Genomic DNA, 13427 nt, shown 5'->3' on the forward strand with positions numbered 1-13427 from the left:
CGGAGGGTTCACCGAGGCCGGCTGGCGGTGTTGGTGAGCGCGTGCTTCCCGGCTTCACAACCCTCAACCGGCGTACGTCAGTAGCGCAGGCGGCGCAGGTAGGAGTAGCCCACCTCGGCGGTCTGCACCGGAGTGACCTCCGGGGTGTCGTTCTCGACGATGTACTCCTCCACCCTGTGGGCGGCGAAGATCTTCGAGAAGTCGATGAACCCGGTGCCGAGGTCGCAGTGGTCGCCGGTGCCGGGGTGACGGTCCTTGACGTGGTACTGCAGCACCGACTGCGGAGAGCACTTGATGGTGTCGATGGCGAAGTCGATGGCGTCGTCGTTGGACATGCCGAGGTTCACCCCACCCGTCACCGCCCAGTAGAGGTCGATCTCGTAGTGGACGTAGGCCGGGTCGAGCTCGCGGGTGAAGACGTCCCACGGGGTGACTCCGCCGCCCAGGTCGGTCGTGAACTCGTGGGCGTGGTTGTGGTAACCGTAGGCGATCCCGCGAGCCTTCGCCGCCTGCGCCTCGACGTTCATCTGCTCCGCCCACCGCTGCCAGTCGGCCAGCGAGCTCGACGCCAGGTAGGGCACGTTCATGAAGCGCTGGCCCATGGTCTCGGCGTTGTCGAGCTTGGCCTCGAGGGCCGCAGGGGAGCCGCTGATGCCGTCGTGGCTCGAGGAGGACCGGATGCCGAGCGAGTCGAGGGTGCCCCGCAGCTCGGCGGCCGTCCGGCCGTAGAGACCGGCGAGCTCGACCCGCGGGTAGCCGAGGTCGGCCAGGGTCGCCAGGGTCCGGTCGACGCCGGCACCCTGCATCACGCTGCGCAGCGTGTAGAGCTGGATGCTGATCCGGCCCGGCGGTACGCGGCGGACGCCGGAGACCGCCGCAGCGGCCGGCGACAGCAGGCCCGGTGCGGCAGCCAGCGCGGCGCCACCGGCGACGGCGCCCAGGGCGCCCTTGAGCATCGAGCGGCGGCTCAGGCCTCGCTCGGCGAGTGATCGGCGCAGCGCGCCCTCACCGTCGAATCCGTAACACATGGTGTTCCTCTCGGTTGCAGTGACCGGCCAGAGCGGCCGGGGACCAGGGGGTTCAGTCGTTGGTGCTGAACGCGGCGTCGAAAGCGGCGTCGGGGGCGTCGAAGGCGAGCCGGCGGACGAACTCGAGCGCCTCGGGGGCGCCGACGAGACGGTCCATGCCGGCGTCCTCCCACTCGATCGAGATGGGGCCGTCGTAGCCGATGGCGTTGAGCATCCGGAAGCACTGCTCCCACGGGACGTCGCCGTGGCCGGTCGAGACGAAGTCCCAGCCGCGCCGGGGGTCCGCCCAGGCGAGGTGGGAGCCGAGCCGGGCGTTGCGGCCGTTGCCGGTCTGCATCTTCGTGTCCTTGCAGTCCACGTGGTAGATCCGGTCGCGGAAGTCCCACAGGAAGCCCACCGGGTCGACCTGCTGCCACACCATGTGGCTGGGGTCCCAGTTGAGACCGAACGCCTCCCGGTGGCCGATCGCCTCCAGCGTCGCGACGGTCGACCAGTAGTCGTAGGCGATCTCGGACGGGTGAACCTCGTGGGCGAACCGCACCCCGCACTCGTCGAAGACGTCGAGGATCGGGTTCCACCGGTCGGCGAAGTCCTGATAGCCCGCCTCGATCGTCTCCTGGGAGACGGGCGGGAACATCGCGACGTACTTCCAGATCGCGGAGCCGGTGAAGCCGACCACGGTCTTGACGCCGAGGTTCTTCGCCGCGCGGGCGGTCATCTTCATCTCCTCGGCAGCCCGCTGGCGTACGCCCTCGGGGTCGCCGTCGCCCCAGATCTTGGCGGGCAGGATGTCCTGATGACGCTGGTCGATCGGGTCGTCGCAGACCGCCTGGCCCTTGAGGTGGTTGGAGATCGTGAAGACCTCGAGGTTGTGCTTCTTCAGCAGGTCCAGCTTCTCCTGGACGTAGGTCTCGTCCTCGGCGGCCTGCCAGACGTCGAGGTGGTCGCCCCAGCAGGCGATCTCCAGGCCGTCGTAGCCCCATCCGGAGGCGAGCCGGCACACCTCCTCGAACGGCAGATCGGCCCACTGGCCGGTGAAGAGCGTGATCGGTCGGGTCATGGTTGTCCTTCCTCAGGGAGAGCAGCTCAGGCGAGCAGGGATGCGAGCAGGTCGCGGACCTCGGTGGCCTCGAACCGGTCGCGCTTGGCGGAGGCCTCCGAGCAGATGAGCACAGGACCGTGCTCCGGGGTGTCCGGCAGCCGGCCGTGGCTGCCGGAGACCGGGGCGGGATCGAGCGGCACCACGCTCATGGCGTAGCGCAGCCCGGCCTTCTTGCGGGCCAGGGTGGTGGCGGCGCGCAGCTTGACCCAGCGGTCCTCGGGATCGAGGAACAGCTCGGCGGGGTCGTAGCCCGGCTTCTTGTGGATCTCGACCCCGCGGGCGAAGTCGGGCGCGTTCGCGTCGTCGAGCCAGTAGTAGTAGGTGAACCAGGCGTCGGCCTCGGCCACCAGGACGAGCTCGCCGGCACGCTCGTGGTCGAGTCCGTACGCCGCCTGGCCGCTGCGATCGAGGACCTCGGCGACGCCGTCGAGGCCGGTCAACAGAGTCCGCACCCGCTCGATGTCGGCGGGATCCTTGATGTAGACGTGGGCGATCTGGTGGTCGGCGACGGCGAAGGCCCGCGACGTCCACGGGTCGAGCAGCTCCCCGGTGGCGTTGTGGTGGACGTGCAGGAGGCCTTCGCGGCGCAGCAGCCGGTTGACGTCGACCGGGCGGGAGGCGGGCGTGATGCCGTACTCGCTCAGCAGGACGACGCGGACGCCGGCGGCCTCGGCGTCGTCGAGCAGCGGCGCCAGCGTGGCGTCGACGTCGCGGGCGGCCTGGGCGGCCTGCGGGCTGTCAGGGCCGAACCGCTGCAGGTCGTAGTCGAGGTGCGGCACGTAGACCAGGGTGAGGTCGTGGTCGGGCATGACCTTGCGGGCGGCCGCGACGATCCAGGCCGAGCTCTTGATGGAGGCGGTGGGCCCCCAGTAGGTGAAGAGCGGGAACGGGCCGAGCTCGTCGGTGAGGGTCTCGTGCAGCTCGGGCGGCCAGGTCCAGCAGTCCGGCGACTTCTTGCCGTCGGCGTGGTAGGCCGGGCGCGGGGTGACGGTGGTGTCGACGTCGGCTCCCATGGCGTACCACCAGCAGATGTTGGCGACCTTCGCGCCCGGTCGCCGGCGCCGGAGGATGTCCCACAGCTTCTCGCCCCGCACCAGCGCGTTGTGCTGGCGCCACAGGAGCACCTCGCCGAGGTCGCGGAAGTACCAGCCGTTGCCGACGATGCCGTGCTCGCTCGGCAGCTTTCCGGTCAGGAAGGTCGACTGGACCGAGCAGGTGACCGCAGGGAGCACCGTGCCGAGCTCGGCGGTGAACCCCGACTCCCCCACCTGCCGCACCCGCGGCATGTGCCGGAGCAGCTCGGGGGTCATCCCGACGACGTCGATGACCAGCAGCTTCTCGTTCGGGTTGTCGCTCATGCCGATGCCTCCTGCAGAAGTTCGAGACCGGAGTCGAGGAGCCGGTCGCGGGTCCAGGCCAGCTCGGCCGCGATGCCCGCGACCAGTCCGGCGTCCCCGTCAGGACGCACCTTCTCGGGCAGCACTCCCCAGGTGTAGGTCTCGACCTCGAGGTGGTCGGTGTGTGCCACCGGACCGCCCAGGAGCGCGTCGAGCGTGCCCGCCAGGTGGTCACGGGTGCTGCGCAGCGGCGGCGCAGGATCGGCATGAAGAGGTACGTGGAAGTGAACCCGCCACGGATGCTCGGCCGGCAACGGACGATGGCCGCCGAGAGCCTCGGGCAGGTCGTCGCGGCTGTCCACCCGTCCCCCGCGCGGTTCACGGGTCTGGTGCAGGAACCGGTCCTCGGCGTAGGAGGCCAGGGCCTCCCGGGTCGCCGGGTCGCTCGGGTCGTCGGCATGCAGCGCCGCGGAGACCTGGACCTTGACGACGGGAAGTCCGGCCACGTGGAGCCGGTCGAGAGCCTCGGTGGCGTCCTCGAACTGAGTGGCGAGATGGCAGGTGTCGACACAGATCCCGAGATACTCCGGAGCGAGCCCGGCGAGGCGGGTCACCGCATCGCGGGTCGTCTCTACGACACAGCCGGGCTCCGGCTCGAAGCCGACCCGCACCGGCCGGCCGTGCTCGGCCTCGATGCCGGCCAGCCCGTCGGCGAGCTCGCCGATCAGCTCCCGGGCGGCCCGGTCACGATCGGTGAACCACGGGGTGCGCCAGCCCAGCGGAAGGGTCGAGATGCTGCCGCGGACGGCGTCGTCGGGCAGCAGCGCAGCCAGCACCCGGGCGCAGTCGAGGGTGTAGTCGAGACGTCGGCGGGTGGACCAGTCCGGGCTGTAGACGTCGCGCTTCACCACCGGGGCGTGGAACCCGCCGTACGGGAAGGCGTTGAGGGTGACGACCTCGAGGCCGTGCCGGTCCAGCCCGGCCCGGAGCCGCTCGAGGGTGGCCGGGTCACCGGCGAGCTGGTGGGCGGTCGCGGCGGGCAGCCAGAGCCCGAGGCCGAGACGCGGTACGCCGAGCCGGGCCCGCACCTCGCCGGCGTAGCGGCGGAGCTGGTCGAGGATGCCGTCGACGTCCTCGGCGGGGTGCACGTTGCTGCAGTAGCCGAGATGGACGACCGTGCCGTCACGATGCCGGAACCTCATCCGCGCTCACCTCGCAGCAGCGAGTTGCCGGCGAAGGTGGCGCCCTGGTCGGCCGTAGGTACGTCGAGCAGCAGTCGTCCGCTCTGGCCGAAGAACTCCACCGGGTTGCGCCACAGCACCCGGTCGACGTCGTCCTCGGTGAAGCCGGCCGCGAGCATCGCCTCGCCGGTCGCCCTGGTGCGCAGCGGGTCGCTCTTGCCCCAGTCGGCGGCGGAGTTGACCAGCACCCGGTCGAGGCCGCGGCGCTGGAGGATCGCCACCATCCGGTCGGGGTCCATCTTGGTGTCGGGATAGATCGAGAAGCCCATCCAGGCGCCCGCCTCGTCGACGACGTCGACGGTCACCTCGTTGAGGTGGTCCACGACGACCATCCCGGGCTCCATCCCGGCCGCCGCGACCAGATCGAGGGTGCGGCGGGTCCCGGCGAGCTTGTCGCGGTGGGGCGTGTGCACCATCGCGGGCAGCGCGAACTCACGGGCCAGCTCCAGCTGACGGCTGAACGCCTTCTCCTCGTCCTCCGTCATCGAGTCGAAGCCCACCTCGCCGACCGCGACGACCCCGTCCTTGGCGAGATAGCGCGGGAGCAGGTCGAGCACCGGCGTACAGCGCGGGTCGTTGGCCTCCTTCGGGTTCAGCGCGATCGTGCAGTGGTGGGCGATGCCGAACTGTGAGGCCCGGAACCGCTCCCAGCCGACCAGCGCGTCGAAGTAGTCGACGAACGAGTCGACGCTGGTCCGCGGCTGGCCGAGCCAGAACGCCGGCTCCACCAGCGCACGTACGCCGGACGCGTACATCGCCTCGTAGTCGTCGGTCGTGCGCGAGCTCATGTGGATGTGTGGGTCGAAGATGCGCATCAGGACTCCCGAGTGGTCTGTGTGGGGGCGGGAAGGAAGGACAGCGCGTCGGCGGGCACCTCGCGGCCGGCCGCCCGCCGCTCGGCGGCGTAGTCGGCGACCATCCGGCGCAGCTCGTCGTCGGCTGGATCGTCGGCTGGATCGAGGCCGGCGACCAGACGAAGAGGTACGCCGATGAAGAGACACTTGAGGACACCCTGGCGCCACGCGGCGGGATCCAGACGAGCCGCGTACGTCCCCATGGCGGCGGCCACCAGGCGCGGGTCGTTCGTTCGCATCGCGTCGTGAAGCAGGTCGACCGCACGGTCGCCGATCGCGTCCTCGAGGTGCCCGAGGCCGAGCAGGACCGCGCGCCGCTCGTCGGCGTCGCCGAAGCGGTAGAGATCATGCAGCTCGGTGCTCAGGCTGTCGGCATCGTCGGCGAGGCCGCGACCGAGCGCCAGCAGCAGCCGCACGCGTACGACGTCCTCGACGCGCTCCGCGCCCGGCTCCGGCGAGGTGCCCGGCGTGCGGCCGATCTCCCGGGCCGCGGCCGGGAAGCGGGTGCGGATCCTCGTCGGGTCGGCCTCGATCTCGGCGCACCACTCGGCGAGAAGGCGCTCGTCGACGACTGTGTTGGTCTCGACACGCTCGCTGGCGCTCGCGGCTCGACCGACGGGAGATCCGCTGGTCGAGCCGCCGGAGCCGCTATGCGACCGAGCGAGGCCGCCCGGCGAGCTTGCTCGTCCGGGCGTGCCGAGCGAGGGAGCACCCGAGCGAAGCGAGGGCGGCGGAGGCGTGTCGAGACCAACACGGTCACCTTCCGAAGACATGCTCACGCGCGCACCTCCTCGGATCGCGGGAGGGCTTCGAGGGTCTCCCGCAGGAACGCCAGCGAGCGCTCGGCGACGACCGGAGCGGCGTGCGACTGACGGGGCAGCTCGAGCGCCGCGAGCCCGGTGTAGCCGATCTCGACGAGGGTGCCGAGCGCGGTGGTGAAGTCGACCTCGCCGGTGCCGAGCTCCAGATGCTCGTGGACGCCCTCGACCATGTCGTCGACCTGTACGTTGGCCAGCAGCGGACCGGCCAGGCGGATGGTCTCGGCCATCCCCCGCGGCTCGTTGCACACCACGTGGCCGAGGTCGAGGGTGACCCGCAGCAGCTCCGGGTCGTCGAGGCGCCGGCGCAGCTCGAGGACGGCGTCGAGGGTGTCTATGAAGTGGCCGGGCTCGGGCTCGACGGCGCACACGACGCCACGGCGGGCGGCGAGGTCGAGGACCTTCCACACGCCGTCGCACAGCCGGCCCCAGGCCCGGTCCTCGTCGACACCGTCGGGGAGGCTGCCCGACCAGAACGAGACCGCCTCGGCACCGAGGTCGGCCGCGACCTCGACCGCCCGGTGGAGGTAGTCGACCCGGCGGCTCGCCTCCGGAGCCGGGTGGAGCAGGGTCGGATAGTGCTTGCGGCGCGGGTCGAGGATGTAGCGCGCCCCGGTCTCGACCACGACGGAGAGACCGAGCTCCTCCAGTCGGCGACGCACATGCGCGACCCGGCCCGTCAGGTCCGGTCGGTAGGGATCGAGGTGGAGGTGGTCGAGGGTCAGGGCGACCCCGTCGTAGCCCAGGTCCGCCAGCACGGCCAGGGCGTCCTCGAGCCGGTGGCTGTGCATGCCGTTGGTGCCATAGCCGAACCTCAACGCGCTCATGTCGGCGACACCACCTTCGAGGCGGCCTTGGCGATCGGGCCGGCGACGAGCAGCCCGACCGCCGCCAGCGGCGAGCGGCGGGCGACGAGCGCTGCCTGGAGCGGGATCATGCCGCGGATGCCGGCGCCGGTCGCCCGGCGGACCGTGCCGGCATCCGGCGAGGAGACCGCGGCGAGCTGTGCGGAGCCGACGCTGGTCGCGTACGTCGCGGCGAGAGCGACAGGTAGCGCCGCACGCCCGTGTCCGGCCGCCGCGGCCGCAGTCGCGACCGTGACCCCGCCGGCGATCCCGGCGGTGAGTGGCCGGGCGCCGTGTACCTCGCCCCGGCTGAGCAGGGTGACCCCGGCGGTGTGTGCGGCCAGCAGGCCGGCCGGCACCAGCCCTGCCTGCGTACGACCGCTCGCGCTCGCCCCGAGCAGGACGTCGAGACCTCGGGCGGCGGCCATCGCGACCGGGCCGGCCGCGGTGTCCTTGAGGACGGTGTCGTAGGCCCAGACCGTCCCGGCGAGGGCGGCAGCCGTCGCCGCCGCGGGGCGGCCTCCGACGAGCGCGGCCAGGCCGACACCCGCCGCGGTCAGCCCGGCAGCGACCCCGAGCGCCTGGCGGGGGCTGACCCGGCCGGACGGGATCGGCCGCTCGGGCCTCTCGACCGCGTCGAGGTCACGGTCGGCCCAGTCGTTGAGCGCCATCCCAGCCCAGTAGAGAGCCACCGAGGCGGCCGGCATCGCGAACGACCGGGCCCGCAACGGACCCGCCGCGGCCGCCCCGGCCAGGGTGTCCCCCGGCACGGTGAGGGCCGCCGGCAGCCGGACCAGCTCGGCGAAGGCTCGGGCAGAGCTCGTCATGCGCCCACCTGACCGGCTCGACCGACCCGGGCGCACCACGCGACCAGCTCCTCCCACTGCGTACCCAGGCGGTGCTCGGTGGAGCCGGCCGGGTCCTTGAAGAAGAACCCGAACGGAAGCGGTCCGCTCTCCCCCACCTCCTGCGCGCGCAGGGTGAGCCGGGCCAGGTCGAGCACCAACGGCGCAGCGAGCGCCGAGTCGCAGCCGTTCCAGGTGAACTGCAGCGACATCCGAACCCCGAGGAACCCCTCGAAGGAGACGTGGTCGATGGCGGTCTTCCAGTCCCCGTGGTCGGGGACGTAGTCGATGTGCATCGGCCCCTCCACCGGGTGGCCGAGCATCGCCTCCAGCCCCTGAGCCTTGGTGACGAGCTTGCTGCGTGCGTTGTCCGGGTCGGCGAGCGTGGCGCCGTCACCGCCACCGAGCATGTTGTACGAGGCCCAGGCGTTGACCTGCAGCGCCCGCGTCGCGAACATCGGCGCCAGCGCGGACTTCAGCAGCGTCTCCCCGGTCTTGCCGTCGGAGCCCGCCCACGGCAGCCCGGCCCGCTCGGCGAGCGTGACGAGCACCGGCAGTCGTGGCCCGGGACTGGGCGTGAACGAGACCACCGGGCAGCCGGCCCGGTAGGCGGCCAGGACGTAGACCGAGCTGGCCGGCAGCGGCGACTCCCCCGCGGCCAGCGCCGCGTCGAGGGCGTCCGGGTCGGCCAGCGGTCCGCCGGCCACGACCTCGGCCGGCGGCTCGGTGCTCGCCACGTCGACCACGACCACTCGCTCGAGGCCGTGCTCCTCACGGAAGGCGACCAGGTCGGCGCTCAGCCGCTCGACCGCGACGCCCTGAGGCTCCTCGCACGCCGGGTCGTAGCCCGTACGCAGCCGCCCCTCGACCTCCGCGAGCTCGCCCGCGATCGGCGGCAGGATCCCCGCAGGGACGACCCCGCCCGCGGCGAGCCGTTCGGCCCGCTTCACCAGCGTCTCGACATCGAGGTCGTGCCCGCCGATCACCAGGTCGTCGAGAGCAGGCAGCCCGGCCGCCGCGATCTCCGGCTGCTCGGCCACCAGTCCGACCCGTCCGGCGAGCCCGGCCCGGACGGCCAGCGCGCCGACCGTCGTGGTGACTCCCACCGAGCCGCAGGCCCCGATGAGCCAGACGCCTACTCCCCGGCTCATCAGCCCTCCTCGCAACGGAACGGCGCGGCCCCCGCGACCATCTCGATGCCGCCGAGCAGGTGGGAGAGGAATGCGGGCTCGGTGAACGACTCCGAGGTGTGGCCCATGCCGGTGTAGAAGGCGCGGCCGCCGTCATAGCGGTGGCACCAGGCGATCGGGTGCGGGTCGCCCATGGCGAACTGGCCGGGATCGTAGCTACGTTCGTCGAGGTCGGCGAGGACGCGGATCGAGTCGGCCGGACGGTCGCGGAAGCTGTACCACTCGTCCCAGCGCGTCCACCGCCTCGGCAGCCCGGCCGTGGCCGCGGTGCTGCGCCCACGCACCTTCACCGTCGCGGTCTGCTGGGCGGGGTGACCGGCGAAGTAGGCACCGACGAGGCCGCCGTACCAGGGCCAGTCGTACTCGGTGTCGGAGGCCGCGTGGACGCCGACATAGCCGCCACCGCCCTGGATGTAGCGCTCGAACGCGGCCTGCTGCTCCGCGTCGAGCACGTCCCCCGTTGTGGAGAGCCACAGCACCGCCGCGTACGCCGCCAGGTCGGTGTCGTTGAACACGGCCGCGTCCTCGGTGGCGGTCACGGTGAAGCCGTGTTCGACCCCTAGCTTCTCGATCGCCACGATGCCGTCAGGGATGGACCCGTGTCGGAACCCGGCGGTCTTGGAGAACACCAAGACGTTGTAGGTACTCTCGCCCGAGCCGGAGCTGGCCACGCTCGCGGCCGGCGCCTGCGACAGACCCGGAGCCACGGCAGCCGTGGCCACCAGGCCGGCTCCTGCGATCACGTTTCTTCTCGATGCGTACTTCATGGTTCGTCCTTTCCGAACTGAGTGGCAGAGTCGTCTCAGGCGAGAGCTGAGGATGGGTCAGGCGGGGATCTCCTGCCACGTCCTCGTGTCGGAGCTGGTCTCCACCGCGGCGAGCACGCGCTGCACCTGGAGACCGTCGGCGAAGCTCGGCGCCGGGGCGGTGTCGTCGCCGAGCGCCCGGACCAGGTCGACGACCTGGTGGGTGAAGCCGTGCTCGTAGCCGAGGCCGTGGCCCGGCGGCCACCAGCCCGACACCCACGGGTGCTCGGGCTCGGTGACCACGATCCGGCGGAAGCCGGCCTCGGTGTCGGGCAGGGTCGCGTCGTGGAAGTGCAGGACGTTCATGTCCTCGAAGTCGAACGCGAGGCTGCCCTTGGAGCCGTTGATCTCGATCCGGATCGCGTTCTTGCGGCCGGTGGCGAAGCGGGTGGCCTCGAAGGAGCCGACCGCTCCCCCGGCGAACCGGGCCAGGAAGAGCGCGGTGTCGTCGACGGTGACCGGACCACGGCCGGCTCCGGCGGTGGCGGAGAGCCCGGAGGAGTCCTCGGCGACCGGGCGCTCCTTGACGAACGTCTCCAGCATCCCGGAGACCTCTTGGATCCGGTCGCCGGTGATGTGCTGGGTCAGGTCGATGACGTGGGCGCCGATGTCGCCGAGGGCGCCCGAGCCGGCCTTGGACTTGTCGAGGCGCCAGCTCAGCGGGGCCTCGGGGTCGGCCAGCCAGTCCTGTAGATACTGCGCACGAACGTGGTGGAGCTCCCCGAGCCGGCCGTCGGCGACCAGCTTCTTGGCCAGGGCGATGGCGGGCACCCGACGGTAGGTGAACCCCACCATCGTGCGCACTCCGCGCTCGGCGGCCACCGCGGCGGCCGCGGCCATCCGCTCCGCCTCGGCCACGCTGTTGGCCAGCGGCTTCTCGCACAGCACGTGCTTGCCGGCCTCGAGCGCGGCGATCGCGATCTCCGCGTGGGTGTCGCCGGGGGTGCACACGTCGACCAGGTCGATGTCGTCGCGGGCGATCACGTCACGCCAGTCGGTGGCGCTCTCCTCCCAGCCGAACCGGGTCGCGGCCTCGGCGACGCGGGTCGCGTCACGGCCGCAGACGACCTGCATGCGCGGGGTCAGGGGAAGGTCGAAGAAGCGGTGGGCGCTGCGCCAGGCGTGGGAGTGGACGGCGCCCATGAAGGCATAGCCGATCATCCCCACACCGAGCGTGGCTTTCTGCTCGGTCATCGGAACTCGATCCTGTGTTTCGGTGGTGTCGCTCCGCGCCCGAGCGCGGAGCGATCTTGCGGTCTGGCTGGGCCGGGCTCGATCAGGACTCGAAGGCGGTGGGCAGGAACTCGTCCACGTTCTCCTTGGTGACGACCGGCGCGTCCAGCTGGATCGTGCGCGGCACGGTCACCTCGACGAGGTCGGACATCGCCTTGTCCTGTGCCAGGAGCCGGGCGAGCTTGATGCCGTCAGCAGCCTGGGTGGAGGGGTAGATGACCGTCGCCTTGAGGACACCCTTGTCACCCTCGATCTCGCGCATCGCGTTGGCCGAGCCGGCGCCGCCGACCATGGTGAACTCGTCGCGGCCGGCATTGTTGATCGCAGCGAGGACGCCGACGCCCTGGTCGTCGTCGTGGTTCCACAGGAAGTCGATCTGCGGTGCGGCCTGGAGCAGGTTGGAGGCGGCCTTCTCGCCGCCCTCGACGGTGAAGTCGGCGGCGACCCGGTTGTCGACGTCGAGGTCACACTTGGCCAGCGCGTCCTTGAAGCCCTTGCTGCGGTCCTGGGTCAGCGGCAGCGAGTCGATACCGGCGATCTCGGCGATGACGGCGTCGGTCTTGCCGCCGGCCTGCTCGCAGACGTACTCGCCGGCCGAGACACCCATGCCGTAGTTGTCGCCGAGCACGGTGACCCGGGCGGCGTTGGGGTCGTTGAACTCACGGTCGACGTTGATGACCGGGATGCCGGCCTCCATCGCCTTGAGCGCCACCGGCGTCAGCGCGGCGCCGTCGAAGGGCAGCAGCACGATGGCGTCGACCTTGTCGTTGATGAAGGTCTCGACCTGGCTGATCTGCAGGCCGACCTCGTTGGTGCCCTCCGCCAGACGGAAGTCGACGTCCTCGTACGCCTCGGCAGCGGTCTTCGCCTGCTCGCTGATCGCACCCATCCAGCCGTGGTCGGCAGCGGGGGCCGAGAAGCCGATGACGACCGTGTCGCCCTTCTCGTCGTTGGAGCCGGCCTCGGCGTTGGAGGTGCCGCCGACGTTCTCCGACTTCTCGGGGGTGTTGCTGATGCAGGCCGAGAGGGCGAACACCGAGAGGCCGACGACGAAGCCGGTGCCCACGCGCCGGGCGAGGGTGAATCTTGCTGGGGACTTCAGGTTCATGGAAGTGCTCCTAGATCGTGCGGAGGTGGAGGGGCGGATGAGTCCGAGAGATCCGAGAACGGCTGGCTGGACGGCGTCGGGCGGTCATGACCCTGGCTGTCGTGAGAACCGCTTCTGCAGCAGCACGGCGGCGATGATGATCAGGCCCTTGGTGAAGGCCTGAGCGGAGATCGAGAGGTTGTTGAGCACGAAGACGTTGGTGAGGGTCGCGAAGATCAGAACGCCGAAGACGGTGCCGACGATGGTGCCGCGCCCACCGGCGAGCAGGGTGCCGCCGATGACGACCGCCGCGATGGCGTCGAGCTCGTAGAGCTGGCCGTGCGTGGCACTCCCCACCGTGGTGCGGCTGATCAGCATCACCGCGGCGATGCCGCAGCAGAGGCCGACGAGCACGTAGAGGAGCATGGTGTGGCGACGGACGTTGATGCCGGCCAGGCGCGAGGCCTCCGGGTTGCCGCCGATGGCCAGCGTGCGCCGGCCGAAGGTGGTGCGGTTGAGCAGGATCCAGCCGACCACGGCCACGATGGCGAAGATCCAGATCAGCACCGAGATCCCGAGCACGTCGCGGGAGAACGCGTCGGTGAAGCCCGGCACACTGACGATCTGGGTCTTGCGCGCCGAGATGATCTCGGCCAGACCGCGGGCGCTGGCCATCATCGCCAGCGTGGCGATGAACGGCACCACCCCGCCGTACGCCACCAGCAACCCGTTGATCAGCCCGGCGCCCGCGCCGACCAGGAGGGCGGTGGTCACGATGAAGATCCAGTGGACGTCGTTGGCCATCGCCTGGGTGGCCAACGTCGTGCACCAGACCGAGGAGAGCGCGACCAGCGCGCCCACCGACAGGTCGATGCCGCCGCCGGTGATCACGAACGTCATCCCGATGCTGACCACGCCGATCACCGCGGCGAGGCGCAGGATCGTCATCACGTTGTCGACCGAGGCGAACCGCTCACCGCCGGTGGCGATGCCGATGACTGCCAGCAGGCCCAGCGCCAGGACCAGACCGAGGTTGTGGCC

Annotated in this window: 13 protein-coding genes; all 13 read right to left on the reverse strand. The window is 71.2% G+C overall.

The annotated features are described in order from the left end of the window. Nucleotides 1–77: 77 nt before the first annotated feature. Nucleotides 78–1028: a sugar phosphate isomerase/epimerase family protein gene (locus tag H5T77_RS24230; protein WP_292653171.1), complete on the reverse strand. Its 951-nt coding sequence runs from the start codon at nucleotides 1026–1028 to the stop codon at nucleotides 78–80. Nucleotides 1029–1080: 52 nt separating this feature from the next. Then, nucleotides 1081–2088, reverse strand: a complete 1008-nt coding sequence (locus tag H5T77_RS24235) for a sugar phosphate isomerase/epimerase family protein (RefSeq protein ID WP_292653172.1) — start codon at nucleotides 2086–2088, stop codon at nucleotides 1081–1083. Nucleotides 2089–2114: 26 nt separating this feature from the next. Then, the gene (locus H5T77_RS24240) at nucleotides 2115–3488 is read right to left on the reverse strand and encodes an alkaline phosphatase family protein (RefSeq protein ID WP_292653173.1); all 1374 of its coding nucleotides are present in this window, start codon (nucleotides 3486–3488) and stop codon (nucleotides 2115–2117) included. Then, nucleotides 3485–4669, reverse strand: coding sequence for a metabolite traffic protein EboE (eboE, locus tag H5T77_RS24245; RefSeq protein ID WP_292653174.1), 1185 nt, complete (start codon nucleotides 4667–4669; stop codon nucleotides 3485–3487). Before eboE ends, H5T77_RS24240 begins: the two co-directional genes overlap by 4 nt. Beyond that, on the reverse strand, nucleotides 4666–5523 hold the full coding sequence (locus tag H5T77_RS24250; protein WP_292653175.1) for a TatD family hydrolase: 858 nt from the start codon (nucleotides 5521–5523) through the stop codon (nucleotides 4666–4668). The genes eboE and H5T77_RS24250 overlap by 4 nt, the downstream gene beginning before the upstream one ends. Further along, complete coding sequence (locus H5T77_RS24255; RefSeq protein ID WP_292653183.1) at nucleotides 5523–6335, reverse strand: EboA domain-containing protein; 813 nt, start codon at nucleotides 6333–6335, stop codon at nucleotides 5523–5525. The genes H5T77_RS24250 and H5T77_RS24255 overlap by 1 nt, the downstream gene beginning before the upstream one ends. Nucleotides 6336–6337: 2 nt before the next feature. Continuing rightward, a complete protein-coding gene (locus tag H5T77_RS24260; RefSeq protein ID WP_292653176.1) occupies nucleotides 6338–7207 on the reverse strand; it encodes a sugar phosphate isomerase/epimerase family protein in 870 nt (289 codons plus the stop codon). Continuing rightward, nucleotides 7204–8052, reverse strand: a complete 849-nt coding sequence (locus H5T77_RS24265; RefSeq protein ID WP_292653177.1) for an SCO3242 family prenyltransferase — start codon at nucleotides 8050–8052, stop codon at nucleotides 7204–7206. The genes H5T77_RS24260 and H5T77_RS24265 overlap by 4 nt, the downstream gene beginning before the upstream one ends. After that, nucleotides 8049–9221, reverse strand: coding sequence for an inositol-3-phosphate synthase (locus H5T77_RS24270; protein ID WP_292653178.1), 1173 nt, complete (start codon nucleotides 9219–9221; stop codon nucleotides 8049–8051). Before H5T77_RS24270 ends, H5T77_RS24265 begins: the two co-directional genes overlap by 4 nt. Continuing rightward, on the reverse strand, nucleotides 9221–10027 hold the full coding sequence (locus H5T77_RS24275) for a ThuA domain-containing protein (protein WP_292653179.1): 807 nt from the start codon (nucleotides 10025–10027) through the stop codon (nucleotides 9221–9223). Before H5T77_RS24275 ends, H5T77_RS24270 begins: the two co-directional genes overlap by 1 nt. A gap of 57 nt (nucleotides 10028–10084) precedes the next feature. Next, nucleotides 10085–11260, reverse strand: a complete 1176-nt coding sequence (locus tag H5T77_RS24280; RefSeq protein WP_292653180.1) for a Gfo/Idh/MocA family protein — start codon at nucleotides 11258–11260, stop codon at nucleotides 10085–10087. Nucleotides 11261–11342: 82 nt separating this feature from the next. Further along, nucleotides 11343–12407, reverse strand: coding sequence for a substrate-binding domain-containing protein (locus H5T77_RS24285; RefSeq protein WP_292653181.1), 1065 nt, complete (start codon nucleotides 12405–12407; stop codon nucleotides 11343–11345). A gap of 84 nt (nucleotides 12408–12491) precedes the next feature. Continuing rightward, nucleotides 12492–13427: ABC transporter permease (locus tag H5T77_RS24290; RefSeq protein ID WP_292653182.1), on the reverse strand; the 936-nt coding region annotated here is incomplete at its 5' end.

The organism is Nocardioides sp. (assembly GCF_014360585.1).
Classification (GTDB): domain Bacteria; phylum Actinomycetota; class Actinomycetes; order Propionibacteriales; family Nocardioidaceae; genus Nocardioides.

Coding starts and splice junctions, on each gene's coding strand:
- H5T77_RS24230 (WP_292653171.1), bottom strand. CDS start 1,028: ATGTGTTACGGATTCGACGGTGAGGGCGCGCTGCGCCGATCACTCGCC.
- H5T77_RS24255 (WP_292653183.1), bottom strand. CDS start 6,335: ATGTCTTCGGAAGGTGACCGTGTTGGTCTCGACACGCCTCCGCCGCCC.
- H5T77_RS24280 (WP_292653180.1), bottom strand. CDS start 11,260: ATGACCGAGCAGAAAGCCACGCTCGGTGTGGGGATGATCGGCTATGCC.
- eboE (WP_292653174.1), bottom strand. CDS start 4,669: ATGAGGTTCCGGCATCGTGACGGCACGGTCGTCCATCTCGGCTACTGC.
- H5T77_RS24240 (WP_292653173.1), bottom strand. CDS start 3,488: ATGAGCGACAACCCGAACGAGAAGCTGCTGGTCATCGACGTCGTCGGG.
- H5T77_RS24270 (WP_292653178.1), bottom strand. CDS start 9,221: ATGAGCCGGGGAGTAGGCGTCTGGCTCATCGGGGCCTGCGGCTCGGTG.
- H5T77_RS24260 (WP_292653176.1), bottom strand. CDS start 7,207: ATGAGCGCGTTGAGGTTCGGCTATGGCACCAACGGCATGCACAGCCAC.
- H5T77_RS24265 (WP_292653177.1), bottom strand. CDS start 8,052: ATGACGAGCTCTGCCCGAGCCTTCGCCGAGCTGGTCCGGCTGCCGGCG.
- H5T77_RS24235 (WP_292653172.1), bottom strand. CDS start 2,088: ATGACCCGACCGATCACGCTCTTCACCGGCCAGTGGGCCGATCTGCCG.
- H5T77_RS24285 (WP_292653181.1), bottom strand. CDS start 12,407: ATGAACCTGAAGTCCCCAGCAAGATTCACCCTCGCCCGGCGCGTGGGC.
- H5T77_RS24275 (WP_292653179.1), bottom strand. CDS start 10,027: ATGAAGTACGCATCGAGAAGAAACGTGATCGCAGGAGCCGGCCTGGTG.
- H5T77_RS24250 (WP_292653175.1), bottom strand. CDS start 5,523: ATGCGCATCTTCGACCCACACATCCACATGAGCTCGCGCACGACCGAC.